This window comes from Psychrobacter sp. CX21 (genome assembly GCF_057396255.1).
The window spans coordinates 45,836-69,959 of sequence record NZ_JBXYJG010000015.1; the positions used below are offsets into that span (position 1 = coordinate 45,836).

Genomic DNA, 24,124 nt, shown 5'->3' on the forward strand with positions numbered 1-24,124 from the left:
TAGTACGCGTAAAAAAAGTGGCCTTAGCCACTTTTTGGTTTAGATTTAGACCATTTTAATCATACTAATTTAAGTATATACGTTTACATTAGCAGTTCGCGTTTTCCGCCCTTGCCCATGGGGCTAACTAATCCAGCTTCTTCCATAGAATCTACAATACGGGCAGCACGGTTATAGCCAATACTGAATTTACGCTGAATACTAGAGGCTGAGACTTTCCGAGTCTCCATTATAAAGGCCACGGCTTCATCGTATAAAGCATCATCTTCGCCTGAAGTATTGCCTGCCCCACTATTGCTTGGACTCGATAATTCAAAATTACTGGCCATATTATCGATATAATCTGGGGCACCACGCTCACGCCAAGCATCACAAACACGGTTGACCTCTTCATCGCTCACATAAGCACCATGCACACGATCCGGCTCAATCTGACCAGGTCCTAAGAACAGCATATCGCCATTACCTAGCATATCCTCTGCACCCCCTGCATCTAATATAGTGCGAGAATCCACTTTGGAGTTAACACGCAGTGCGGCACGTACGGGAATATTGGCTTTAATAAGACCTGTAATTACATCTACAGAAGGACGCTGGGTTGCAAGCATAAGATGAATACCTGCAGCTCGTGATTTTTGAGCTAAGCGAGTGATTAGCTCCTCTGCTTGTTTTCCAACTTGCATAATCATATCAGCGAACTCATCGGCGACGATTACAATCATCGGTAGCGTTTTAAGCTTTGGTGCTTTATCAATACTTACGCTCTCATTAGGGCGCCATAGTGGATCAATCATGGGCTTGCCAGATTGCTCTGCTGCCATGACTTTTTTATTAAATTCGCTTAATTTACGAACCTTTAATAGACTCATTAATTGATAACGGCGCTCCATCTCGGCTACACACCAAGCGAGGCTACTTGCCGCCTCATTCATGTCAGTCACGACAGGCGTTAATAAATGCGGAATGTCATTATAATTAGCAAGCTCTAGCTGTTTTGGATCAATTAGAATTAAGCGAAGCTCAGAGGGTTTGTATTTGAGTAGCATGGAAAGTAGCATTGAGTTTACCAGTACGGACTTACCTGATCCTGTCGTACCCGCTACCAGCATATGCGGCGCTCTAGCCAGATCGGTTATGATGGGGTTACCCCCAATGTCTTTACCCATCGCCATACTGATTTGAGCATTGGGATCTTTATACTTTTTGGTTTCTAACAGCTCTATTAGCCTCACCATTTCACGCTTTTTATTCGGCACTTCAATACCGATATAAGGCTTACCGGGTATGACTTCTACCACACGTAATGATGCCATTGACAACGAACGAGCCAAATCACGAGATATGCCAGTCACCTTGCTAGCTTTCACCCCTGCTGCCAAATCAACTTCAAAACGTGTAACGACTGGGCCTGGTATGGCATTCACAACGTCAGCTTTGACATTGAATTCTTGTAGTTTAATTTCTAACAGCTCTGAGAGTTGTTCGAGCTCCTGAGCGGTATAGCTGGGTTTACGATCAGGGTCTGGCTTGTCCAAAATCGACAGCTCAGGAATGGGCGATAAGCTTTCCCGATGTTTTGCAGTTTGCATGGCGCGGCTGGCGCTCGCATATGCTGAATCATCGTGAATGTCTGGCAGTTCGGGTTCTTCGCTATAACGCTGTTCTGGTACCATGTCTTCAATATGATTACCCGAATCACCGTCTGGCGTCGCAAATCTTATTTCAGGTACTGCCGGTTTGCTGGACACTTTTGGTTCATCTGAAAGTGCTGATTCGTCTACAAGCGTTGGTGGCTGCTTTGGGTTAGATGGTGGTGTATTGGTCGGCGTTAGGTCTACAAATGACTCAACCTCTTTAACCTTATCTTGCGCAACCCTCTTTTCAACCACATCATGTTGTAAGGAGTCAGATGTAGATGCAGACGATGATTCAGTTGCTTTTATAACAGGATCTGTAGCATGAGCACTATATGCCTGCTTGGGTACATCCGAATTGATAGGCGTATCATTATCATTATTTGTATAGCCACTGCCACTAGCTTGAGTGTTGAGACTGGCATTACCGGCTGTATCTACATTAAGTTCGCTATGCGTGTACTTATTTTTCGAACCATTTAATGCGTGGGTTGAGTGAGTACGGTTGTCTTTACCTGTTTCAGTCCCTGTCTCTATCTCTGTTCCTGTTCCTGATTCTGTCTCATTCATATGGCTTTGAGTTGGACTTTGCATGGCTCCGGTGACACGAGTTGCTCCAGTGACATGAGTAGTTCTATCAGAAGCTAGTTGTTCAGCTGCCAGTGAATCAGTTAATCCATCGCTATCATAGGCAGGGTCTAACGAAACGGTTTCTGTTTTAGAATGTAGTGCAGTCTCTGATACAGCATTTGGACTAGCGACATCGTTCGTTTCTGGCGATGTGGATGCAGGTTCATCGTGTAAGGAAGCTTGGTTCGCTTGACTGGATAAAGTCGTATTATCAGCGACGGCAACAGGTAATGCATCTTCATCGAGCAAACTGTCAATGGCTTCAGGATCATTCCAAGCAAAACTAGGTTCTTGTTTCTTACTTGTCGCTGATTTTGGCTGTTGAAGATTAGCCGCAGCTTCTTCTTCACGAAGCGCAAGTATGCTCTCACTTAAACCTGAATTTACCAAAAACTCATCCAGAACATTGTTAAATTCAGAATACCTTACCGTTTGACTCTGACCATTTGGCGCTGAATTTGAGTCAGCCCCTGGGCTATTCGTTATTAAAGATGATTCTAGAAATGTATGTACAGAGCCATTATCTAATTCATTTACATTTTGATTATTTTCATCCAGCCTATGCGTATTGGAAGCATGCGTATCCGTTTGCTCTTTAAGATTGAGTTTGAGCTGATTGCTATGCGCAGATGATTTTGAGCGAATACTATCAAATAGATTGTGCTCTTTTTTCAGTGCTCTTTCATCGCTTGCTAACGCTTCATCTGTACCTGCTGCATGCTCGTTCGAACCATCGTTACGGTGAGTATCAGCATAGTCGTTTTGATCATTATGTATGTCATTACGGCGCTCTTTAATACCGCTGCCTAGCCAAGATAAACTTGTAAATTTAGAAAACAGCTGTTTCCAGCGCACATCAAAGGCGAACGTAATCGTAATCAACGTGAATAATAATAGAAACAAGCCTGCCCCATACGGGGTAAGTAAGGCTGACAAACGCGCGGCTACTTCTGACCCGAGCACACCACCAATTCGAGCCACATTAGCATCTGCAAGACCTAGCAGCTGAGGAATGATAGCTACCAGACCTGCACTACCAAGGATTAAAAAAATATAGGCGATCAATCGGATCAAACCAAATGTTTGTTGACGCTCCCACCAAAGACTCAAAGCTTCATAAGCTAAAAATATAATGACCCACCAAGCCGACCACCCCAAAAAGGTATAAAACAGATCTGCAACCCACGCGCCCACAGCGCCGCCCATATTACTAACTGTCGTCATGTCGCTACTAATACGCGACCAGCTAGGATCGTTCGGGCTATAGGTAATCAAAATAACAAACACATAGGCAGATACTATGACGGCAAGTGCAGTAAACATGGCTTTTTTGGCAGTATAAATTTGTTGAGCCGTTATCATTACGCTATCTCATCTTAAACTGGTAAAATATGGAACTCTACTTATCATAAATCTTGTATGGCATTCTTCAATAGGACTTAACCCTAGCACCATAACCCTCTATAATAGCAAATTACGCCCTACTTTCGTGCATAGGATGATATTTTTATTCCATTTATAAATATAATAAATTAAATTCATTTGCTATTTTAGTCATCAACCCGCAAATACATTCTTATAACGATAACCTCGATACTTATAGCTATTGTGCAAACCCAACTACTTTAAAAATTAAGGAAGCGATATGACACAAGACACCTCTTCAAATCGTCATGAAAAACTCATTATACTAGGTTCTGGTCCTGCTGGTTATGCAGCAGCTGTCTATGCGGCGCGTGCCAATTTAAAACCTGTCATTATTTCAGGTATGCAGTTGGGCGGTCAGCTTACGACAACTACCGAAGTTGACAACTGGCCTGGCGATGCGCACGGGCTTACAGGTCCTGATCTAATGGTACGTATGAAAGCGCATGCTGAACGTTTCGGTACTGAGATTTTAAACGATCATATTAATTCTGTTACCTTAACTGAACGCCCTTTCAAACTTGTTGGTAACTCTGGCACGTATAGCTGCGATGCGCTCATTATTGCTACAGGCGCTTCCGCGCAATATCTAGGCATTGAGTCAGAAACTAAATTTAAAGGTTTAGGCGTTTCTGCTTGTGCAACCTGCGATGGCTTCTTTTATAAAAATCAAAAAGTAGCCGTTATTGGTGGCGGTAATACAGCCGTCGAAGAGGCGCTATATCTATCTAATATTGCAAAAGAAGTTATCTTAGTTCATCGCCGTGACAGTCTGCGCTCAGAGAAGATACTACAACAAAAGTTGTTTGAAAAACAAAAAAATGGCAATGTAACTATTGAATGGAACCATAAAGTCAAAGAAGTGGTCGGCGATGATATGGGCGTCAATGGGGTTGTCATTGAATCGACTGAGGATGGTAGCACAAAGCATCTAGATGTTATGGGTATGTTTGTGGCTATTGGACACAAGCCAAATACCGATATGTTCGTTGATCAATTAGATATGAAAGATGGCTACCTTATCGTCAATAGCGGTACTAAAGGCAATGCCACTCAAACCAGTATTGAAGGCGTTTTTGCAGCGGGTGATGTGGCCGATCATATCTATCGTCAAGCGATTACCTCAGCAGGTACCGGCTGTATGGCAGCTCTAGATGCTGAAAAATACTTAGACGCGATTGGCGAAGCAGACGCTCAAGATCATACCTATGCGTCTACACTGACGCAAGACGCAGATGCGTAACTTTCGTATGCGCGTTTTGAACTTATATCTATCTAAGTTATAAGTTCTTAAATAAGCGGTATAGTCAGCAAAATACTAAACGGTTACGGTGTTAACCTCGCTCGCCTTACTATAGTAGTACTTGCACGCGGTTAGCTTGTAACCCTTTTAGATTGATTTCACTATATATTAAATTCATAGATATTAAGGCGCTAGACTCATAGCGCCTTATATTTATAAGTACTATTTTTCTTACAACTATGTTAAAAAACAACTATGTTAAAAAACAACTTTGTCTAAAAGTAACTTTATTTAAAAGCAATTATATTTAAAAGCCACTATGTTTAAAAGCAATTATGTGTTCCCCGACCCTATTGAGGCCGATCCCGATGGATTGGGTCTTATTGCGATGGGCGGTGATCTTGAGTCACAGACCCTATTAGACGCTTACGCCCAAGGGTTGTTTCCATGGTTTAATGAAGATGAGCCAGTGGCATGGTGGAGTCCAGAGCCTCGGTGCGTTCTTAATCCAAATGATTTTAAACCCAGTAAATCTTTAAAGCGTCTGGCTAAGTCGAGCGACTGGGTCTGGCGGGTTAACACTGCATTTGAAGAAGTTATACATGCCTGTAGCTTACCCCGTAGCTACGCAGACGATACTTGGATTCATGACGAGATGATCGAGGCTTACATTCACCTATATGAGCTTGGGTATGCGCATAGCATTGAAGTCTGGCAGGATAACGAAATGGTTGGTGGATTGTATGGTTTGAAGATTGGCAAATTATACTTCGGTGAGTCTATGTTTCATCGACAAAGCAATGCCTCAAAAATAGCCTTTTGGGCTTTAAATAAATTGTGCAAACAAACTCAGGTTGAGTTAATTGACTGCCAATTGCCTAATCCGCATCTTAAAAGCCTAGGGGCATCCATTATGCCAAGAGCGCTTTTTCTAAAAACTCTTGAACAATTGGTAGCGCAGCCGAGTCTAAACTGGCACGACTTTTCGTCACAGAGTTATACCGTACAGGGTCTTGTCTCTAATACATTCGACGTATCCACTTCAAATCCTTTGTGTCCCTCGCATAAAGGTAAGCTATCGACCTCCAAAGAGGATACGCCATGAATCGTTCTGAACCTGAAAACAAAACGCCGCCACAGGATGCGAATGATCTGCAAACGCAAACCAGCCGTAACAATCTAAATCAGATGTTATTAAAGTTATCGCTGCCAAGTCTATGCAGCTATATTCCTGAGCATATGTCACAATTGGCGTTTATATTAATTGAGCCTGAGGACTCCATTGACAGTGTATTTTACGCTCAATTAAGCCACAGTGGCTTTAGACGAAGTGGCAATGCGTTTTATAAGCCGCATTGTTCCCACTGCATGCAATGTATCTCCTGCCGTGTCATTGTTGATGAATTTAAGTTGTCCCGCCGCTATCGAAAAATTTTAAATCGTAATGCCCATGTGACTCTGTCTATAAACGCTGCACATAGGGCCACTCAAGAACATTATAATTTATATCAAAAATATATTTCAGCTCGGCACGTCGATGGGGATATGTACCCACCAAGCCTACAAACTTTTGAACAATTTTTAATGAATAGCCCTGCTGACAGTGTGTTTATGGAGTTTAGAGAACCCAATAGAAGACTCATAGCGGTGGCAGTGACTGATAAGATAGATAACGGCTTGTCAAGCATATACACTTATTTTGATTCTGATCGCAGTTTTAACTCTCGAAGCTTAGGGGTGTATTGTATTTTGCAACAGATTCAATTAGCTCAAGAGTTGGGACTTCCCTATTTATATTTGGGGTTTTGGATTCCAAGTGTCAAAAAAATGCGTTATAAGACTGAGTACGCTCCTATTGAGCTGCTAATTAACGATCAATGGCACTACTTTGAACAAGCGCCTGATAGTGATGACATTCTAAATCAGCTTAATACCTCAGTGGTTAACTTTTTGATGCGATAAGTATATGTATGACCTATATACAGTTTTTAACTTTCTATAGAGTCTTAAATTGTCAGTCAAAAAGCTTTCAGTCAATAACGCACTCTAAAATTAAGTGGCAATAGCATTAATCTATTCCACCTTTTACATATTCCCTTAACCTTCACCTTAGACTTATCTCTACCCTTCCCGTTCATATTGCATAATTAACGCATCCGTATTACTACTCGGCGCCTTATCGTTACCAGTGGGGATTGAGTAATAGTTTTTACGCGTATGAATGATCTTAAACCCCAACTTCTTATAAAGCGCTATGGCTTGAAAATTATCAGCACGAACTTCAAGGAGTATTCTTTCAAGGTTATTGTTTTGCATACTATCTATTAACACTTGTAGCAACTTTATCGCTAAACCTTGACGTTGATAACTTGGATGGGTTCCAATACGTAATACTTCGGCTACTTCGAATACCATACTTATAATACAGTATGCCATTACCTGCTTATTAGCATTTTGCTTTATGTATGTATTTGAATTTACATTTTCAGCAAGGTCACTATTTTTATCAGTATCAGTATCAGTATCAGTATCAGTATCAGTATCAGTATTAATTAGAATGTCATCTGCTAGAACACACCAACACTGATTTATGTCTAACTTTAATAGCTCTTGAATTTGTTGATAGCTCCAGCTATCGAATTGAACCAGCTTTTCTATTTCAATAACTTGCTGCAACAGCATCATATCAAATTTATGCGCTTTAATTTGATTAGCAGTGATCTGATAAATAGAAGGTTTGGGAAAATTTTGCATAGACCATACTTCACTTATTAATATATATAATATTTAACGAGCTTATTCTTTAAGCTTAATGTCTATAGTCGGCGAACTTATAAAGAGTCACGGTGTTAACCTCGTTAAGCCTACTCCAGTAGTACTTGCACTCGGTTGCCTTGTGACTACTTTAAAGTTCTTTGACTATAGTATAAAGCAGAACAGAATGAAGTTAAGCCATAAAAAAAGCCTTCAACATAGCGTTGAAGGCTTTGGATCAAGATAGCGCGTGTCTTAATGTATTACAGCTTGCTTGTCAGCTCAGGTAGCGCTTCAAATAAGTCTGCTTCTAAGAAGTAATCAGCAACGCTAGCAATCGGTGATTCTGGGTCATTGTTAATGGCAACAATAACTTTAGAATCTTTCATACCTGCTAAATGCTGAATAGCGCCTGAAATACCAGCAGCGATATATAGGTTTGGTGCAACGATTTTACCCGTTTGACCAACCTGCATATCGTTAGGTACATAACCAGCATCAACAGCAGCGCGCGAAGCACCAATAGCAGCACCTAATTTATCAGCTAATGGCTCAATGTATTTAGTAAAGTTTTCACCATTAGCTAAAGCACGACCACCTGAAACTACAATCTCAGCTGAAGTTAACTCTGGACGATCAGATGCAGCAAGCTCTTCTTTAACAAAACTTGATTTACCCGCATCATGTGAGTTATCGAGTTGTTCAACAGTAGCTGAACCACCCTCTGCATCAGCAGGATCAAAGGCGGTTGTACGTACAGTGACAAGTACTTTATCTTCAGAAGTCTTAACAGTTGCTAAAGCGTTACCGGCATAGATAGGACGCTCAAACGTATTGGCATCAATAACTTGCATAATATCAGTAATCATACTGACATCTAATAGCGCAGCAACACGTGGCATGAAGTTCTTACCATTGGTAGTTGCAGGCGCTACAATGTGGCTATAATCATCAGCAAAATCTTTCACTAACATAGCTATGTTTTCAGCCAATTGATATTCGTATGCTGGGCTATCTACACAAAATACTTTAGAAACACCTGCAACTTTTGCAGCTTCTTCAGCTACTGGATGACAGCCTGAACCTGCCACTAAAATATGAATGTCATCACCCATCTGTGAGGCAGCGGTTACCGTATTTAAAGTGGCTTTTTTAAGCTCTTTGTTATCATGTTCTGCATATACTAAAATTGCCATGAGAATATAATCCTTTCAAAATTTAATATGGGTTTATGAGGTTAAGCGATTGAATGAGGGCAGTATCTTAAATAACTTTAGCTTCATTTCTTAGCTTGTCGACTAACTCATCAACTGAACCCACTTTAATACCTTCAGAACGCTCAGGTGGTGGCGTCACTTTAATGACTTCTTGCTTTGATGACATATCGACACCAAAGTCCGCTGGGGTCTTTTGATCTAATGGTTTTTTCTTAGCTTTCATAATGTTAGGAAGCTTCGCATAACGTGGCTCATTAAGACGAAGGTCAGTAGTAATTACAGCTGGTAATGGTAACGCAACCGTTTGTAAACCACCGTCAATTTCACGGGTAACATTTACAGTGTCGCCCTCGACGCTGACTTCGGAAGCAAATGTACCTTGACCGATACCCATTAGCGCTGCAAGCATCTGACCTGTTTGGTTGTTATCATCATCAATAGCTTGCTTACCAAGTAAGATAATATCAGTCTCTTCTTGTTCAGCAATACCTTTAAGAATCTTAGCAACTTGAAGCGGATAAGGTTTGTCATCAGTTTCAACTAACACACCACGGTCAGCACCCAACGCTAAAGCAGCACGAATCTGTTCTTGGGCTTCTTTAGGACCGATTGATGCGACAATAATCTCGTCAATAACGCCAGCTTCTTTCAAACGTACTGCTTCTTCAACCGCAATCTCACAAAAAGGGTTGATAGACATTTTTGTATTGCTCAGGTCGACACCTGAATTATCGGCTTTAACACGAACTTTTACGTTATAGTCAATAACACGCTTAACAGCGACTAATGCTTTCATACGTTCCTCGTTTATTTTGTTATGAATTATCTTAGAATAAAAAAATTATATGGCTTTCATTACTAACTCTATAATATCTAGAATATTTACAAATTAAAATTTCAATTTGTAAGAGTTTAATTAACTTCTACATTCCGAATACTATTCATCATTTATTTAATTAATTAAGGTGGTATAGATAGAGCAGGTTATATATCCACACAGTTGCAGAGATGAAATGATAGTGAATAAGGTGCACAAATAATTATTATTTATTGAACGTCAATATATTGCGTGACAGGCTTTGATAGGTCAAGCTTTCGACGTGAATAAAGGGTCATAAATTCTTAATGACGCTTTAAATAGGATTTTCATTAAATTATTTTGTAGCCACCTAGGGGCAACTTTCCAAATTGACGTTATTCTAAACAGTATAAATAGCCTTAAATATTGATAAAAATTACGAAAAAAAAAGACAACCTTAAGGTTGTCTTTTAAATACATCATCATCTATTTAGATAATTAATGTATATATCATTAGGTATTACCTAAAGAAATTATTCAGCTTCGATTTGCTCAGCTTGTGGACCTTTTTGGCCTTGGCCTAGTACGAAAGATACTTTTTGACCTTCAGCTAGGGTTTTGAAACCACTACCTTGAATAGCACTGTAATGAGCAAAAACGTCTTGACCACCATCGTCTTGAGCGATGAAACCAAAACCTTTAGCTTCGTTGAACCACTTAACAGTACCTTGAACACGTTCTGACATAACTTTTCCTAATATATAATTGATTTAACTATAGTCATGATGCTTAGTAGATTAATTACAAAAGTAATATAACCCGTATAAGCGTAATTTAGAGTAGTCTTAATTAGAATATGACTAATCTTGGTTCTAATCACTAACTCTAATAAATAACTACTTATTTACACTTCTACTTAAACGCAGTCATGTTTGAACAACTAGCATTGCTAATCATTCAAAAAGTAACTTACTTACTGTCAGATAGTATAACAGCTTTAAACTGCTTATCCTAGTTTTATATGAGGTAATATATAATCGATATATATGCTTTTCGTAATAATGATGTAACCTTTTAAATTAATTGATTCATCTACTTATTAAATGATAGTACGGATGTCATGAGTACTGCCATACATAAGAGCGCGTAACACATAGCAAAAGACTGGCTAAACGCTATATACGATTTAGGAATGATGAGCTTATCAGTCGACTCAGGCATACCACCTTTGCGTAAGAGCCGAGACCCATATATCCAGCCAAAAACCGTATATATAATATAAGCAAATGGCACAGCCTTTTGTATTGATTCTAAATCTAGCCAGTAAATAGCCACTATTGATACGAGCAGCCACAGCGTCTCTATTGCCGAACTAATGGCGAATAACTTAGACTTTGGTAATTTGCCTTGCGTTTTTTTGAGCATATTACCTTCAATAATAATAAGCAACGCGACCAAAGCACTACAAGCGATGTAAATCAATGCAACATTAGTTAGCGTAATATCTCGTATCTCCATTATTTAATAACATCCTTTTATTTAAGTGTTTGAGTAGGCACGTCAATATTTTCGTTACATTAAAAAAACCCACATCTCAATTTAGCATGTGGGCCTATATTTTACGTATAGATCATATATTAAATAAAATCGAGAAATAAACATTTAGCTTAAATTTTAAGCCTGCTTGTTTAAGATGATATTAATGAGAAACTAGTTCTTATCTTTATCAATGATTTTATTACCACCAATCCATGGCATCATACCACGCAGCTTAGCCCCTGTTTTTTCGATTTCATGATCAGCATTATTACGGCGACGCGCTGTCATTGATGGATAATTTGTTGCGCCCTCTGTAATGAACATCTTAGCGTATTCACCAGACTGAATGCGCTTTAAGGCATGACGCATGGCTTCACGAGACTGCTCATTAATAACTTCTGGACCTGTTACGTATTCACCGTACTCAGCGTTGTTACTGATTGAGTAGTTCATATCCGCAATACCGCCTTCGTACATAAGATCGACGATAAGCTTAAGCTCGTGTAAGCACTCAAAGTAAGCCATTTCTGGTGCATAACCTGCTTCTGTTAACGTCTCAAAACCCATCTTAACAAGTTCTACAGCGCCGCCACAAAGTACCGCTTGCTCACCAAATAAGTCAGTCTCAGTTTCATCTTTGAAAGTAGTTTCGATAATACCTGATCGACCACCGCCAACTCCAGCTGCATAAGATAATGCCACTTGTTTAGCTTGACCTGAAGCATCTTGATAGATAGCGATAAGATCTGGAATACCGCCGCCTTTAGTAAATTCAGAACGAACCGTGTGACCTGGTGCTTTAGGCGCTACCATGATGACGTCTAAATCTTCACGCGGTACAACCTGATTATAGTGAATAGCAAAGCCATGAGCGAATGCTAAGGTTGCGCCTTCTTTAATGTTTGGCTCAATAACGTCTTCGTATAAAGATTTTTGGAACTCATCTGGCGTTAAGATCATAATTACTTCAGCAGATTGAACAGCGTCAGCAACTTCAGCTACTTTTAAGCCAGCATTTTCAGCCTTCTTCCAAGAGCCAGAGTTTCCACGCAACCCAACTGTCACATCAACGCCTGAATCTTGTAAATTCAATGCGTGTGCATGACCTTGAGAACCATAACCAATAATGGCTACTTTCTTACCTTGGATGATTGATAGATCACAATCTTTATCGTAATAAACGTTCATAATTTGTCCTTTAATAAACTTTCAAATTGATTTGAAATTAATGAATGATAGGGTAATACAAGTGTTATTTATCTGATTATACGTGCTTATCGTGTCAGGTTATAAAAAATAATTGTTTTTAGCACTATTCCTAATTATTTACTTTTTATACATCAGTTGCTTTTTTAATCCAATTGCATTTATACGCAATTAAAAAAAATTAAATCATAAGGATAGTTAAAATACACCCATGACTTTGAATTTATACACTAAGCGTACGCTCGCCACGTAAGATACCAATCACACCTGAACGCACCACTTCTAGAATACGTTCACGCCCAATGACTTCTATAAAGCCATCAAGTTTTGCTTCATCGCCTACTATTTGTAGCGTATAAATACTTGAGGTAACATCTACAATTTGCGCACGGAAGATATCAGCACTACGTTTTACCTCAGATCTTGCACTGCCTGTAGCTCGTACTTTAATGAGCATTAGCTCTCGCTCTACATGGGCATTGTCTGTTAAATCAATAACTTTAATGACTTCGATAAGTTTATGCAAGTGCTTGGTGATTTGTTCAATCTTATCGGTACTGGCATTGGTCGTTAAGGTTAAGCGAGAGATAGTATCATCGTCAGTCGGTGCGACGTTAAGGGTTTCGATGTTATAACCACGTTGTGAAAATAGCCCCACTAGACGTGAAAGCGACCCCGCTTCGTTTTCCATAAGTACAGAAATTAAATGTTGTTGCATTAGGTACGCTCCCCTTTTGATAACCACATATCGCGCATAGATTGTCCGGCCACTTGCATGGGATAAACATGCTCGTTACGATCAACATAAACGTCAATAAAGACCAGCTTATCTTTCATCGCCATCGCTTCTGCTAGTTGTTCATCAAGCTTTTCAGGATCAGTAATTTTAACACCAACATGACCATAGCTTTCGGCAAGTTTTACAAAATCTGGTAGAGACTCCATATATGATGATGCGTGACGACCTTCATACAACATATCTTGCCACTGTTTTACCATACCTAGCTGGGCGTTATTTAAGCATAATATCTTAACCGGTAGTCCGTATTGGAAACAGGTTGATAACTCTTGAATATTCATCTGAATAGAGCCTTCACCCGTTATACACACTACATCACGCTCAGGTTCAACCAGCTTAGCGGCCATTGCGTAAGGCAAGCCAACGCCCATTGTGCCAAGACCACCAGAGTTCAACCACTGACGCGGCTCATCATACTTGTAATACAAGGCGGCAAACATTTGATGCTGACCCACATCACTGGTGATAATTGCTTTACCGTCGGTAAGCTCATAGAGTTTTTCTACCACTGATTGAGGCTTCATGCCGTTCTCGGTACTGGTATCAAAACGTAGTCCATGCCGTTTACGCCACTCATTAATCTGTGACCACCAGTCTAATAGTGCAGGTTGGTCTAGCTGCTTGTCATCACCTTCTAACAGATCATTCATATGAGTTAGAACCGCTTTTACATCCCCTACAATAGGAATATCGGCATTAATCGTTTTAGAAATAGAGGCAGGATCGATATCTATATGAATGATAGTAGCGTTTGGACAGAACTTTTGAACGTTATTAGTGACTCGATCATCAAAGCGTGCGCCAACGGCTAATATCACATCAGCATGATGCATGGTCATGTTCGCTTCATAAGTACCGTGCATACCTAGCATACCAATGAACTGACGGTCAGAGCCTGGGAAGCCTCCAAGACCCATCAATGTATTGGTCACCGGTAGATTTAATTTGTGCGCAAGCTCAGTCAATTCTTTATGTGCATTGCTCAAGATAACGCCGCCACCTGCATATAGTACAGGACGCTTTGAGGCAAGAAGCGTTTCAATCGCTTTTTTAATTTGGCCTGTATGACCTTTCACGGAAGGCTGATAAGAGCGCATGTTTACTGACTTTGGATAATTGTATTCAAACTTTTCATGCGGCGCTGTTGTATCCTTTGGAATATCAATAACAACTGGGCCCGGACGGCCAGATTGAGCAAGATAGAATGCTTTTTTAACAATCTCTGGTATTTCGCTGGCATGTCTCACCTGAAAACTATGCTTAACTATAGGACGAGATACGCCTACCATATCCGTTTCTTGGAATGCATCATCACCAATCAGATATTTAGGTACTTGTCCGGAAATGACTACCATAGGAATTGAATCCATAAAGGCAGTGGCAATGGCAGTGACGGTATTGGTAGCGCCAGGGCCTGATGTGGCTAAGACAACGCCTGTATTACCCGTTCTACGTGAGTACGCATCAGCCATATGTCCAGCAGCTTGCTCATGACGTACCAATAAATGCTCAATGGTGTCTTGTTTAAAAATTGCATCATAGATATGCAATACAGCACCACCAGGGTAACCGAAGATATATTCTACGCCCTCATCTATAAGAGATTGAACTAGCATTTCACCCCCTGACAGCATAATTGGCCCTTCGCCATGCTCTAGGAGTTCACGCTTTTTACCAAAGTTAATTGCAGCGTGTGCGGTTTGTGTGTGCCCTGTCATATTAGGACTTTGAGTTGTTTGAGTCACTGTCATCACCTTTATTTATTGCGGGATGTTTTAATGTTTTGAAAGCATAAAAGCTTCCAAAAAACATATTTTAAACGGTTATCTCAAATCATATCTAGCTTAATTATTAACTCTATAGACATGACAAAAATACCATCAGGCATTAGCCATGTGATATACGGATAAAGGTTCAGTGAATAAACTATACTCTAGAAGAGAGCTCTTACGTGTCATCTTATAATCACGAATAGTCAGATCAAGCAATCTGTGCTATCTAATAGAGATGACGTAAGACAGTTTTAAGAATTTAACGAGATTTATGCACGGTATAAACAATACGTAAGTAAAGCTTGGTACACAATACGGGTTAAAAGGTATAACTATTTATACCCACCACTCCGAATATACAAAACTATTGTAAATCCAGACTGGCAACTTAGCCACTGTAGACCGATAAGTCCTTGAATTGAACTAGCACATAAAATCGTGCTATTCAATCATCACATTAAAAGTTAACACCATAATGCGGATGGTAATCCAACATCGGTAGTTACTTTAAGTTACCTAACTCGGTAGAGCAGGATAACTGACTAATCAAAAAACCCATGATGTTATGTTTTGATTGTGTTGTCAACTAAATAAATTTAATAGGGCGTCAAATGTTTATTTATTTAACATTGAGCGCATCGGTATCGTTATTGACTCTTTTAAGGCACTAGAGTCTGATCTCAGACGCTAGGGTCTAATCTCAGACGCTAGGGTCTAAAACGAATGAGTGGCTAAATCGTCTAACCTACTGGCGTACCAACCGACTCGGTAATGGCAGTAAATTCATATCACTGACTCTACAAGGATTGATGTCTATACCACCACGGCGTGTATACCAAGCACGTACTATCAAATTTTCTGGAACATATATTTGGGTTAAATCGCTGAAAATTTGTTCAACGCACTGCTCATGAAAGCCATTGTGCTGACGGTAGCTTAGAATATATGCCAGTAAACTTGCTTTATCGATTGTACTTTTAGAGGTCATTTTAATGCCTAACGTACCCCAATCTGGTTGATTGGTCACCGGGCAATTACTGCGTAAAAGATTTGAATACCATTCGTACTCAATTACTTCTGAGCCCACGTTACCATCCTGACTTTTAAGTAAGCTAACATCTGGATGTTCAACCAGTTCGACTTCTATATCTGTGTCATCTAAAGCATCATCAATGCATTCACCCTGCGGATGGGCTATCAAGAAGCCTGAATGATGCGGATCATCTTTGCTAATCGTATCAGGATGAAACAAATCCACATCGACAGCGTCTTCAACGCAAGCTGACAAATCGCTTGCAATGGTTTGTTCAACAGCTTCCCAACTCGCAAACTTAGTGAAATTTAAACTATTGAGATAAAGCTTTAAAGATTTGGATTCTACAATATTAGTAGAACTCGCAGGAATGGTAAATCTTGCAATAGCAACCTGCGTCACGCCTTGATTGTTAAGCCAAGACACTTCAAAAGCATGCCACCAATCAACACCTTGCTTAAGCTGATTGGAATGCCAGTTAATTTCATTTCGGCCTTTAGATCGGGGTATGGCATAAAGCGTATCTGGCTTATAAGTGGTCGGGTAGCTTGTGCTCTCTCCTAATACGCCATGTATACTCATAAAAATTCCTACAATAGATATCGAATATGGATGTTATTAGGGTCTGTTGAACATTCAAATGTGGAACTGGCGGTGGCTATTTTTTAGGCAATATGCAGGGAAATTTTTGACGCTTAGTCATTCTAAGTTAAAAAATTTCGCAATATATTGGCAAAAAATATACCCGCCCCGCAGGGCTGATGCTAAAATTGTCCCAAACGTTGTTGTAACCCTAGCTATGGTCCAATACGCTTCGGGCATTATCGACGATTTACGCCTAGTCTGGAACAATTTTAGCTATCAGCAGTCCTAATATTTGAATGTTCAACAGACCCTAAACGTATTTGTTATAAATTCTAAAGTGCAAAATACAGTTAAAGTTACAACCTAATGCGTGAGCCATCTTGTAACTGACGATAAGCGATCACGTAAAAAATAAGACAAAACAGAAAAATAGCAAACATGGAATACCACACATTCACATCAGAATAACCCAATATTCCATAGCGAAAAGAGTTAACCATATAAACTATTGGGTTTAATAACGATACGTTTTGCCAAAATGAAGACAAATTCTCTAAAGAATAAAACACACCGCCTAAGTACGTCAGTGGTGTCAGTACAAAGCTTGGAATAATAGAGATATCATCAAATGAACGCGCAAATACCGCATTAATAAACCCACCTAATGAAAATAACACTGAGGTGCCAATGACTGTAAATAGCATTATGAAAAAATGCTCTATACCCAGCTGGGTGAAAAACTGAGCAACGATAGAAACGATCAACGCGATCATTAACCCTCTAAAGATACCGCCACTAATATAACCTAACAATATAGAATGCTTGGACACAGGTGATACCAACAGCTCTTCGATGCTGCCGTGGAATTTTGCACTAAAAAAGCTAGAGACCACGTTTGAGTAACTGTTAGTAATGACTGACATCATAATAAGACCGGGGACAATAAACTGCATGTAAGGCACGCCGCCCATTTCACCGACACGTGATCCTATCATCTTGCCGAAAATTACAAAATAAAGACTCATGGTAATCACTGGGGGCAGCAACGTCTGAGGCCAGATCCGTAAAATACGCCGAACTTCTTTGATAAGAATGGTGCGAAAAGCAATCCACTTTTGCGACAAGCTCAAGCCTTCATTGTCGTTAGGCTTACGTACTGTATCTTCGTTTGCTGTCTTTTTGTTTACTGTATTTACGTTTGATGTATCTTCATTTAATGCATTACGTTGCAAATCACTCATAGTCCCGCCTCCTTCATACTGTCCTTACCTTCTACCCCTTTTTCGACCAAACGCATAAACAACTCTTCAAGACGGTTGGCTTTATTTCGCATACTCGATACTTCAACCCCTTGCAGGCTAAGTTGTTTAAACACACTATTTAATGACTCCCCTTCGGTGAGGGTGACTTCAATAGTTTGCTCATCGGGTTGGGTGACGGCGGTTATGCCGGTTAACTCTATGGTTTTAGTGTAGGGTTTATGCAAATCAAGAACAAAAGTTTCAACTGACAATTGCGCTAATAAATCCTTCATTTCCGTATTAATACGAATCTCACCATGATCTAAAATCGCAATTCGGCGGCACAATTGCTCCGCTTCTTCTAAATAGTGAGTCGTCAATATGATGGTTGTATTTTCTTCCTCATTTATCTGCTGCATAAAGTCCCACATCGAACGCCGCAGCTCGATATCTACACCTGCAGTAGGCTCATCTAAAATGAGTAATCTTGGCTTATGAATAAGCGCACGAGCAATCATTAACCGCCGTTTCATACCACCTGAAAGCTCCCGTGCTTTGTTATCACGTTTATCCCAAAGACCCAAAGCAGTTAATAACTTTTTGGCTCTAGGCTTAGCGTCTTTAGCGGCGATTCCAAAGTAACCTGCTTGGGTAAGCAGTATGTCTTGTACCTTTTCAAACTGATTGAAATTAAACTCTTGCGGCACGATACCTAAATACTGTTTGGCAATAGAGGGCTGTGTTAACAAGTCTGTACCAAAGATAGACACACTACCTTCTGTAGGCTTAAATAATGAGCTAATAATGCCTATCATGGTGGATTTACCAGCGCCATTGGGTCCCAATAAAGCAAAAAAACCGCCTTGAGGCACCGTTAGACTGACATCTTTAAGGGCGGCAAAGCCATTTCCATAGACTTTGGTTAGGTTCTTAACTTCTAAGGCAGGCGTAGAATGAGTCATGGGATCCCTATTTCAGAAAGTTGTTTGTTAATGTTATCTTTTTATTCGCTCTAAATGGCTAATGGCTCTAAATTGATGTTTGTTCACAATGACAATTTGCTCAAAACTAAGTCGCTTGACACTCATAGTGTCCGCATAACGTCTTAACTGTTTGTAGTGATGTTATACGAGTTGAGAGGTATATGGAGATAAAATTACCGAATTAAACCTTAGCGTTTATAAGATTAGTACAACGCCAAATAATTAAATCCCTAATCAGCTATACGTACAAAAATTTAAGCCACAGACTTTAAATCAAATCATCTAAATAAGTATTATTTGAACCTGAATAACTTGAGTAAAGAACTAGAACCTAAAAAATCCAAATTAAAAGAACTTAAACAATAAACAAAAAGGCACTTACCATAAAGTAAGTACCTTGATTGATTATTGACTTGGGTACAGCCACTAATGCCCTATCTTATCGTTATTAATAAATCACCTAGGTTAAGTTCAGTATAACAACGGTAAAGATGAAGGAGTTATTAACTAGACTGTTCTATCATGAAGTCCACAGCATTGGTAACTTCTTCATCAGGAATGTCCGCACCTCCACGTGCCGGCATATTACCGCTCTCACCTTGGAACCCATTTATAGCATGATCATAAAGCGTGTCTGTGCCTTTAGCAATACGAGGTCCCCAAGCGCCACTATCACCAATAGGAGGCGCACCGGCTACACCCGTTGCATGACAGGCTTGACATACCGCATTATAAACCGCTTCACCATCGCGAGGATCATCCGCAGAACCCGCTGAACTTGAGACTAGGGTAATATCACAGTTTCTATCACCAGCAAAACAAACGTTGCCATAAGGGCGTATACGATCAATTAAGTTAGGATATAGAGCAATTAGTTTTTGAACATGCGGTGGATCCTGAGGAACTTCAGCTTCGGCTTCTTTAGTAGCTTCAGCGGCAACTTCTTGGTCAGCTTCTACATCACCAGTGACTGCCGCCTCGTCAGTAGCTTCATTAGTTTCACTATTAGAAGAAATGGCTGCCGTGCCTTTAACATCAGCAACTTCTTCAGACTGTGTGGGAAGTTCGACCAGATCGTCCGCTTGAACCATAGAATAACTAGATAGACCAAGGATAGCAGCGGCGGTTAGCATCGCGATTTTTTTCATGCGTCACAATCTCATTTTAGAGCAACATTTCTGGGATAATCTACCAAATAAAGTAGTTAATAGGCCTGGAAAGTCGCGTTTGATTAGAAGAAGTAATCAAAAATTATTAATAACTAAGTATCATAAGCTCTTTTCCCTAATATTATAAGGGTAAATAGCATTTAAAAGCCATATTTGTATAGTGACTCTTTCGACAAAAGATAAAATTGCCAAATATCTTCTTATTAAAATGTATAAAAAACTCTACTAAACTCTATTTAGTCGATCACTATTTTTTAAGACTAACTTGTATAACCCGATAATGTAGCAAAACATAGTCAAGCTTGCATCCAATACCTACGGGTTATGTTAATTAAGTATTATCGAAGGTTAACATTGGTTTTATGACAGAGTTTTGGTAAACTACACGGCTCAAATCATGCGCTTGTAGCTCAGTTGGATAGAGTATCGGTTTCCGAAGCCGAGGGTCGTGGGTTCGATTCCCGCCAAGCGCACCATTATAAATTTTCTCATCCTATTTATTTAACTACGTTCTATTGTTTGCTTATATCCTCTTGTTCACGTGTCCATACATTGAGTCGATAATGGTGTAGAGAGATAACACAAATAAATAAATAGATAAATTGATAGATAAATACCTTCCTCTCCCTCAACTCTTTGCTAAGCAGTGGCTTTAGCTCAGCATATTTGGTTAAAAAATAAGTTTTGATGGGCTAAAAATCAGCCTACATTTTATTGTAATAAGTTATTGTGGGGTATATTTACACAACACCTATCACGGATATAAACCTATTGAACCCACTAACCCTATACACCTACTTGCCTTTAAATATAGCATGACGTTTTTCTTTAAATGCACTTATGCCTTCTGCTTTGTCTTCAGTAGAAGCCAGCAGCGAAAAGGCTTGACGCTCAAAATTCATGGCTGTCTCTAACCCCATTTATACCGAATTGTTCAAGGATCGTTTAGCTTGACTGATTGCAAATGGGCATTTCTAGCAATTTTGGTAGCGATCGTCCTCGCTTGCTCCAACACATTGTCATCACACAAGTCTATCATTACGCTTCAATCATACATTTTGGATGCTGGCATTATCTCCCCTGTATAAACCATCCGCGCTGCTCTATTTTTACCAATCAATCTAGGCAGAATTTGCGTGCCCCCTGCCCCAGGTATAATGCCTAACTTGAGCTCTGGCAGGCCAAACTTTGCATCAGTATGTGTTACTGCTAAATCTCAAGAGAACAATAACTCCATACCACCGCCATGACAATAACCTTCAATAGCCGCTAAGGGAGTGTTGCATTCCCTAATTCGGCGCCATGCTGCCATGCGAGCATCAAGTAAGGCTTGTTTTGGACTCAGTGTCGCAATTTCGTCTATAAACGATCCTGAGTGGAAACAACCCTTAATCGAAGGCACCGAAAAATATCTAAAGAATGTGAGTGATTTAGGACTGGATGCTGAAGGCACTTATGAAGCAACAAAATCTGCTAGTGCGGCTTGTGAAGTGTAAGTTTGAGGGTCGTATTTAAAGATGAAGTACAGTAACAATATTTACCTTAAAGTTTTCTTTCATGTTTTATTTAACGGCCTCTGCAAATCATTAAAACGCTTAGCCTAATATTTAAAAATGATTAGAGTGTGTCCCTATTTGGATTATGTGGCTAAAAATGAGATAGGTTTTTGTCAAACACGAATAATTTCGAAGATAATATAGGCATATTAGCTAGAAATTAAACATAGTTTGGAGAAAGTATAGCCATTTTTAGACCATAACTTATTTCATTTGCAAATAGGGACACGCCCTAGGTTATAAAGCTATCAAGCCTGCGAATTTGAATAACCTCATAGAGGTGTGGCTTCAAAGCTTTTTTATTTTTCATGTGCAATTCAATTCAATTTGTACATGACACCTGAATTAATTCGACGTTAAAGAACTTTAAGCTTGTAAGTTTATGCCAAAGTTTTTTAGTACATTTAAAAGCTAAGGCGTATTCACCATGCCAATTAACTCAATCTTAAGCTCATCCTTACTTGGCATACTATGAAAGTTAATCACTGTTATATCACCAAGCTTACGACGACCCAATGCTGCGTTTTTATCCAGTGTTAGCATCGCAACTTTTTTAGAGCCAGTTTTTAGCATCAAATGATGATTCTTGACGGTCGCATTCAAAGATGGAAATAAATTGACTACGCGTTTTTTTAAGGTTTTTAATTGGGTATTCGAAGCTTTACTAAACTCCCCCACTTTACTTCTAAATTTTGGCGATGCAGATGATGCAGATTTAGCGTTCTTAGTATTCTTTAAACCACTTGAACGCTTGAAATTGTTAAGTTTTGGCTTTTTAATTAATGCCAATGTGAACAACACAATCAAAGTAACTAAGATAATACTCAGTAACAGGGTTCCACTAAATTCATGATTCATGACGCCTCCAAATCTGTTACTGTATTAAATAGACAGTTATTAAATAGACAACTAATAAATGAAAAACTGCTTTAATTCATTTATACCAAATTTTATGACATTAAGTACATTATGAATAACTTATCTAATCATCATACCGCTACTGACATTATAGCCACATCAGAGCGCATTTGTATATTAACAGGTGCGGGAATATCCGCAGAAAGTGGCATTCCTACGTTTCGTGATAAGCAAACTGGACTTTGGGAGAACTATCGTGCCGAGGATTTAGCCAACATCGAGGCTTTTGAGCGTAATCCTGAAATGGTTTGGACCTGGTATCAGTGGCGACGCGGATTGGTAAAGGACAAGCAGCCTAACCCCGCTCATTACGCAATAGCGGACTTGATGACCTGGGCTGATACAAATGATAAGACTGTCTATTTAGTTACTCAAAACGTTGATGACTTGCATGAGCAAGCAGGAGCGAAAGCTACCCATTTACATGGCCATCTATGGAAAAATAAGTGTAGTAACTGTCATAAAGCTTATGATGCACCTATTGATTACGACAACGAACAACTTTTTAGTTGTCCTGAATGTGGCGGGAACATTCGCCCAGATATTGTTTGGTTTGGTGAAATGCTTCCACAAGATGAATGGCAGTTTGCCGAACATGCAGTTAATCACTGCGATGTATTTATAAGTGTTGGTACATCAAGTTTGGTATATCCTGCAGCAGGATTAGCACAAGTAGCAAAACAAAACGGTGCTAAACTTATCGAGATTAATTTAAATCCCACTCAAAATCCTATAATAGATGTGGTTCTAGAAGGTAAAGCAGGCGAAGTACTGCCTAAATTGGTAGAAAGCTTATAGGTATTCGTTTATAAATTACTATTTATTATAGATATCTGTTTATAAATAACAGCTTGTAGATATAGTGACAATTTAATAGCTGCTTTCTGAGAGCTACTTTTCGTTATTGATAACTACTTTAGAAATACAACTGTATCTGATAATTCATTACCTTCTGGATCATGCTCAAGATGATAGTGCTGTCTTAGTAATTGACCAATCTCTTCTAGTAAGTCCGATAGGCTCTTTTCGACATTACCTTTTGACATTCCCGCTATGGCTTTGTCACACATCGCTTGCCATACCGTTGGGCTTACATGGGAGTTGATACCCCTATCAGCTACAATTTCGAGGGTATGCTCACAGATATTAACGTACACGAGCACGCCTGTATTTTCTTCTGTATCCCAAACACGGTACAAACTAAACAGATCTATCGCACGCTCACGGCTACCAATGCGGTATGCCATATTTATCGGAATATGATTCTCTATAATTAAGAAAACTTCGCCACGGTGACCTTTTTCAGCTTGTGCGACATTTGCAGTTAATCGCGATAGAGCCTCATTTGAAACCCAGCGATTATGTAATATAGGTACAAACAATGCTTGTCGCCACCACCTAAAAAAGCTAGGTTCACTAACCACGTCATGTCCCTCAGCAATATTAGGATGCGTTAAGGGAACATCAGAGTTGTTATCTTGATGATTTGGTGATTGCTGTGATGGGTGTTGCATAATTCGCGTTACCTTAAGCCTAGAGTCTACTTCAATGTGATTAGCGTTTACTTAATTTATAAACAATAAATATGTGGTTCATTGGTATGGTTGTACGAACATGGCTT

The 24,124-nt window shown here is 39.6% G+C and carries 20 protein-coding genes, 1 tRNA gene and 1 pseudogene; 6 read left to right on the forward strand and 16 right to left on the reverse strand.

The genetic code is table 11. The features are described from left to right. Positions 1 to 83 precede the first annotated feature (83 nt). Positions 84 to 3,626, reverse strand: coding sequence for a DNA translocase FtsK (locus AC2SLP_RS09350; protein ID WP_486536404.1), 3,543 nt, complete (start codon positions 3,624 to 3,626; stop codon positions 84 to 86). A gap of 283 nt (positions 3,627 to 3,909) precedes the next feature. On the opposite strand from AC2SLP_RS09350, the gene trxB reads away from it, so the two are divergent. From trxB to AC2SLP_RS09365, 3 genes are all read left to right on the forward strand, one after another. Beyond that, complete coding sequence (gene trxB, locus AC2SLP_RS09355) at positions 3,910 to 4,932, forward strand: thioredoxin-disulfide reductase (protein ID WP_486536405.1); 1,023 nt, start codon at positions 3,910 to 3,912, stop codon at positions 4,930 to 4,932. A gap of 319 nt (positions 4,933 to 5,251) precedes the next feature. After that, the gene (aat, locus tag AC2SLP_RS09360; protein WP_486536406.1) at positions 5,252 to 6,037 is read left to right on the forward strand and encodes a leucyl/phenylalanyl-tRNA--protein transferase; all 786 of its coding nucleotides are present in this window, start codon (positions 5,252 to 5,254) and stop codon (positions 6,035 to 6,037) included. Continuing rightward, complete coding sequence (locus tag AC2SLP_RS09365; protein WP_486536407.1) at positions 6,034 to 6,894, forward strand: arginyltransferase; 861 nt, start codon at positions 6,034 to 6,036, stop codon at positions 6,892 to 6,894. Before aat ends, AC2SLP_RS09365 begins: the two co-directional genes overlap by 4 nt. Before the next feature lie 159 nt (positions 6,895 to 7,053). On the opposite strand, the gene rimI is transcribed toward AC2SLP_RS09365, so the two are convergent. The 12 genes from rimI to AC2SLP_RS09425 all read right to left on the reverse strand — a co-directional run bounded on the left by rimI (position 7,054) and on the right by AC2SLP_RS09425 (position 20,008). Continuing rightward, positions 7,054 to 7,686 carry a ribosomal protein S18-alanine N-acetyltransferase gene (gene rimI / locus AC2SLP_RS09370; protein ID WP_486536408.1) on the reverse strand — a complete coding sequence of 211 codons (633 nt, stop codon included), beginning with the start codon at positions 7,684 to 7,686 and terminating at the stop codon, positions 7,054 to 7,056. Between the two features lie 263 nt (positions 7,687 to 7,949). Beyond that, positions 7,950 to 8,882, reverse strand: a complete 933-nt coding sequence (locus tag AC2SLP_RS09375; protein ID WP_486536409.1) for an electron transfer flavoprotein subunit alpha/FixB family protein — start codon at positions 8,880 to 8,882, stop codon at positions 7,950 to 7,952. A 67-nt stretch (positions 8,883 to 8,949) separates the two neighbouring features. After that, positions 8,950 to 9,699, reverse strand: coding sequence for an electron transfer flavoprotein subunit beta/FixA family protein (locus AC2SLP_RS09380; protein WP_486536410.1), 750 nt, complete (start codon positions 9,697 to 9,699; stop codon positions 8,950 to 8,952). Positions 9,700 to 10,235: 536 nt separating this feature from the next. After that, positions 10,236 to 10,448 carry a cold-shock protein gene (locus tag AC2SLP_RS09385; RefSeq protein WP_486536411.1) on the reverse strand — a complete coding sequence of 71 codons (213 nt, stop codon included), beginning with the start codon at positions 10,446 to 10,448 and terminating at the stop codon, positions 10,236 to 10,238. 346 nt (positions 10,449 to 10,794) lie between these two features. Next, positions 10,795 to 11,220, reverse strand: coding sequence for a hypothetical protein (locus tag AC2SLP_RS09390; protein ID WP_486536412.1), 426 nt, complete (start codon positions 11,218 to 11,220; stop codon positions 10,795 to 10,797). A 192-nt stretch (positions 11,221 to 11,412) separates the two neighbouring features. Continuing rightward, a complete protein-coding gene (ilvC, locus tag AC2SLP_RS09395; RefSeq protein ID WP_486536413.1) occupies positions 11,413 to 12,429 on the reverse strand; it encodes a ketol-acid reductoisomerase in 1,017 nt (338 codons plus the stop codon). A 241-nt stretch (positions 12,430 to 12,670) separates the two neighbouring features. Continuing rightward, on the reverse strand, positions 12,671 to 13,165 hold the full coding sequence (gene ilvN / locus AC2SLP_RS09400) for an acetolactate synthase small subunit (RefSeq protein ID WP_486536414.1): 495 nt from the start codon (positions 13,163 to 13,165) through the stop codon (positions 12,671 to 12,673). After that, positions 13,165 to 14,880 carry an acetolactate synthase 3 large subunit gene (locus AC2SLP_RS09405; RefSeq protein ID WP_486536433.1) on the reverse strand — a complete coding sequence of 572 codons (1,716 nt, stop codon included), beginning with the start codon at positions 14,878 to 14,880 and terminating at the stop codon, positions 13,165 to 13,167. Before AC2SLP_RS09405 ends, ilvN begins: the two co-directional genes overlap by 1 nt. A gap of 883 nt (positions 14,881 to 15,763) precedes the next feature. Continuing rightward, the gene (queF, locus tag AC2SLP_RS09410) at positions 15,764 to 16,633 is read right to left on the reverse strand and encodes an NADPH-dependent 7-cyano-7-deazaguanine reductase QueF (protein WP_486536415.1); all 870 of its coding nucleotides are present in this window, start codon (positions 16,631 to 16,633) and stop codon (positions 15,764 to 15,766) included. Positions 16,634 to 16,992: 359 nt separating this feature from the next. Then, entirely contained in the window at positions 16,993 to 17,766 is a 774-nt protein-coding gene (locus AC2SLP_RS09415; RefSeq protein ID WP_486536434.1) for an ABC transporter permease, read from the reverse strand. Between the two features lie 107 nt (positions 17,767 to 17,873). Next, positions 17,874 to 18,839 carry an ABC transporter ATP-binding protein gene (locus AC2SLP_RS09420; protein ID WP_486536416.1) on the reverse strand — a complete coding sequence of 322 codons (966 nt, stop codon included), beginning with the start codon at positions 18,837 to 18,839 and terminating at the stop codon, positions 17,874 to 17,876. 524 nt (positions 18,840 to 19,363) lie between these two features. After that, positions 19,364 to 20,008, reverse strand: coding sequence for a c-type cytochrome (locus AC2SLP_RS09425; RefSeq protein ID WP_486536417.1), 645 nt, complete (start codon positions 20,006 to 20,008; stop codon positions 19,364 to 19,366). A 420-nt stretch (positions 20,009 to 20,428) separates the two neighbouring features. On the opposite strand from AC2SLP_RS09425, the gene AC2SLP_RS09430 reads away from it, so the two are divergent. Beyond that, positions 20,429 to 20,505: transfer RNA gene (locus tag AC2SLP_RS09430), tRNA-Arg, on the forward strand. Positions 20,506 to 21,074: 569 nt separating this feature from the next. On the opposite strand, the pseudogene AC2SLP_RS09435 reads toward AC2SLP_RS09430, so the two are convergent. Continuing rightward, a pseudogene (locus AC2SLP_RS09435) lies at positions 21,075 to 21,233 on the reverse strand (enoyl-CoA hydratase/isomerase family protein); the annotation flags it as partial. 73 nt (positions 21,234 to 21,306) lie between these two features. Between AC2SLP_RS09435 and AC2SLP_RS09440 the strand changes: the two are divergent. Then, on the forward strand, positions 21,307 to 21,525 hold the full coding sequence (locus AC2SLP_RS09440) for a hypothetical protein (RefSeq protein WP_486536418.1): 219 nt from the start codon (positions 21,307 to 21,309) through the stop codon (positions 21,523 to 21,525). 471 nt (positions 21,526 to 21,996) lie between these two features. Here the strand turns inward: AC2SLP_RS09440 and AC2SLP_RS09445 are convergent, their stop codons facing one another. Next, positions 21,997 to 22,443, reverse strand: coding sequence for a hypothetical protein (locus AC2SLP_RS09445; protein WP_486536419.1), 447 nt, complete (start codon positions 22,441 to 22,443; stop codon positions 21,997 to 21,999). A gap of 111 nt (positions 22,444 to 22,554) precedes the next feature. Between AC2SLP_RS09445 and AC2SLP_RS09450 the strand changes: the two genes are divergently transcribed. Next, entirely contained in the window at positions 22,555 to 23,301 is a 747-nt protein-coding gene (locus AC2SLP_RS09450; RefSeq protein ID WP_486536420.1) for an NAD-dependent deacylase, read from the forward strand. 113 nt (positions 23,302 to 23,414) lie between these two features. On the opposite strand, the gene AC2SLP_RS09455 is transcribed toward AC2SLP_RS09450, so the two are convergent. Further along, positions 23,415 to 24,017 carry a TPM domain-containing protein gene (locus AC2SLP_RS09455; protein WP_486536422.1) on the reverse strand — a complete coding sequence of 201 codons (603 nt, stop codon included), beginning with the start codon at positions 24,015 to 24,017 and terminating at the stop codon, positions 23,415 to 23,417. Positions 24,018 to 24,124: the final 107 nt, after the last annotated feature.

Coding starts and splice junctions, on each gene's coding strand:
- AC2SLP_RS09390 (WP_486536412.1), bottom strand. CDS start 11,220: ATGGAGATACGAGATATTACGCTAACTAATGTTGCATTGATTTACATC.
- AC2SLP_RS09405 (WP_486536433.1), bottom strand. CDS start 14,880: ATGCTGTCAGGGGGTGAAATGCTAGTTCAATCTCTTATAGATGAGGGC.
- AC2SLP_RS09420 (WP_486536416.1), bottom strand. CDS start 18,839: ATGACTCATTCTACGCCTGCCTTAGAAGTTAAGAACCTAACCAAAGTC.
- AC2SLP_RS09380 (WP_486536410.1), bottom strand. CDS start 9,699: ATGAAAGCATTAGTCGCTGTTAAGCGTGTTATTGACTATAACGTAAAA.
- AC2SLP_RS09365 (WP_486536407.1), top strand. CDS start 6,034: ATGAATCGTTCTGAACCTGAAAACAAAACGCCGCCACAGGATGCGAAT.
- AC2SLP_RS09450 (WP_486536420.1), top strand. CDS start 22,555: ATGAATAACTTATCTAATCATCATACCGCTACTGACATTATAGCCACA.
- queF (WP_486536415.1), bottom strand. CDS start 16,633: ATGAGTATACATGGCGTATTAGGAGAGAGCACAAGCTACCCGACCACT.
- ilvC (WP_486536413.1), bottom strand. CDS start 12,429: ATGAACGTTTATTACGATAAAGATTGTGATCTATCAATCATCCAAGGT.
- AC2SLP_RS09455 (WP_486536422.1), bottom strand. CDS start 24,017: ATGCAACACCCATCACAGCAATCACCAAATCATCAAGATAACAACTCT.
- rimI (WP_486536408.1), bottom strand. CDS start 7,686: ATGCAAAATTTTCCCAAACCTTCTATTTATCAGATCACTGCTAATCAA.
- AC2SLP_RS09445 (WP_486536419.1), bottom strand. CDS start 22,443: ATGAATCATGAATTTAGTGGAACCCTGTTACTGAGTATTATCTTAGTT.
- AC2SLP_RS09385 (WP_486536411.1), bottom strand. CDS start 10,448: ATGTCAGAACGTGTTCAAGGTACTGTTAAGTGGTTCAACGAAGCTAAA.
- ilvN (WP_486536414.1), bottom strand. CDS start 13,165: ATGCAACAACATTTAATTTCTGTACTTATGGAAAACGAAGCGGGGTCG.
- trxB (WP_486536405.1), top strand. CDS start 3,910: ATGACACAAGACACCTCTTCAAATCGTCATGAAAAACTCATTATACTA.
- aat (WP_486536406.1), top strand. CDS start 5,252: ATGTTTAAAAGCAATTATGTGTTCCCCGACCCTATTGAGGCCGATCCC.
- AC2SLP_RS09425 (WP_486536417.1), bottom strand. CDS start 20,008: ATGAAAAAAATCGCGATGCTAACCGCCGCTGCTATCCTTGGTCTATCT.
- AC2SLP_RS09375 (WP_486536409.1), bottom strand. CDS start 8,882: ATGGCAATTTTAGTATATGCAGAACATGATAACAAAGAGCTTAAAAAA.
- AC2SLP_RS09350 (WP_486536404.1), bottom strand. CDS start 3,626: ATGATAACGGCTCAACAAATTTATACTGCCAAAAAAGCCATGTTTACT.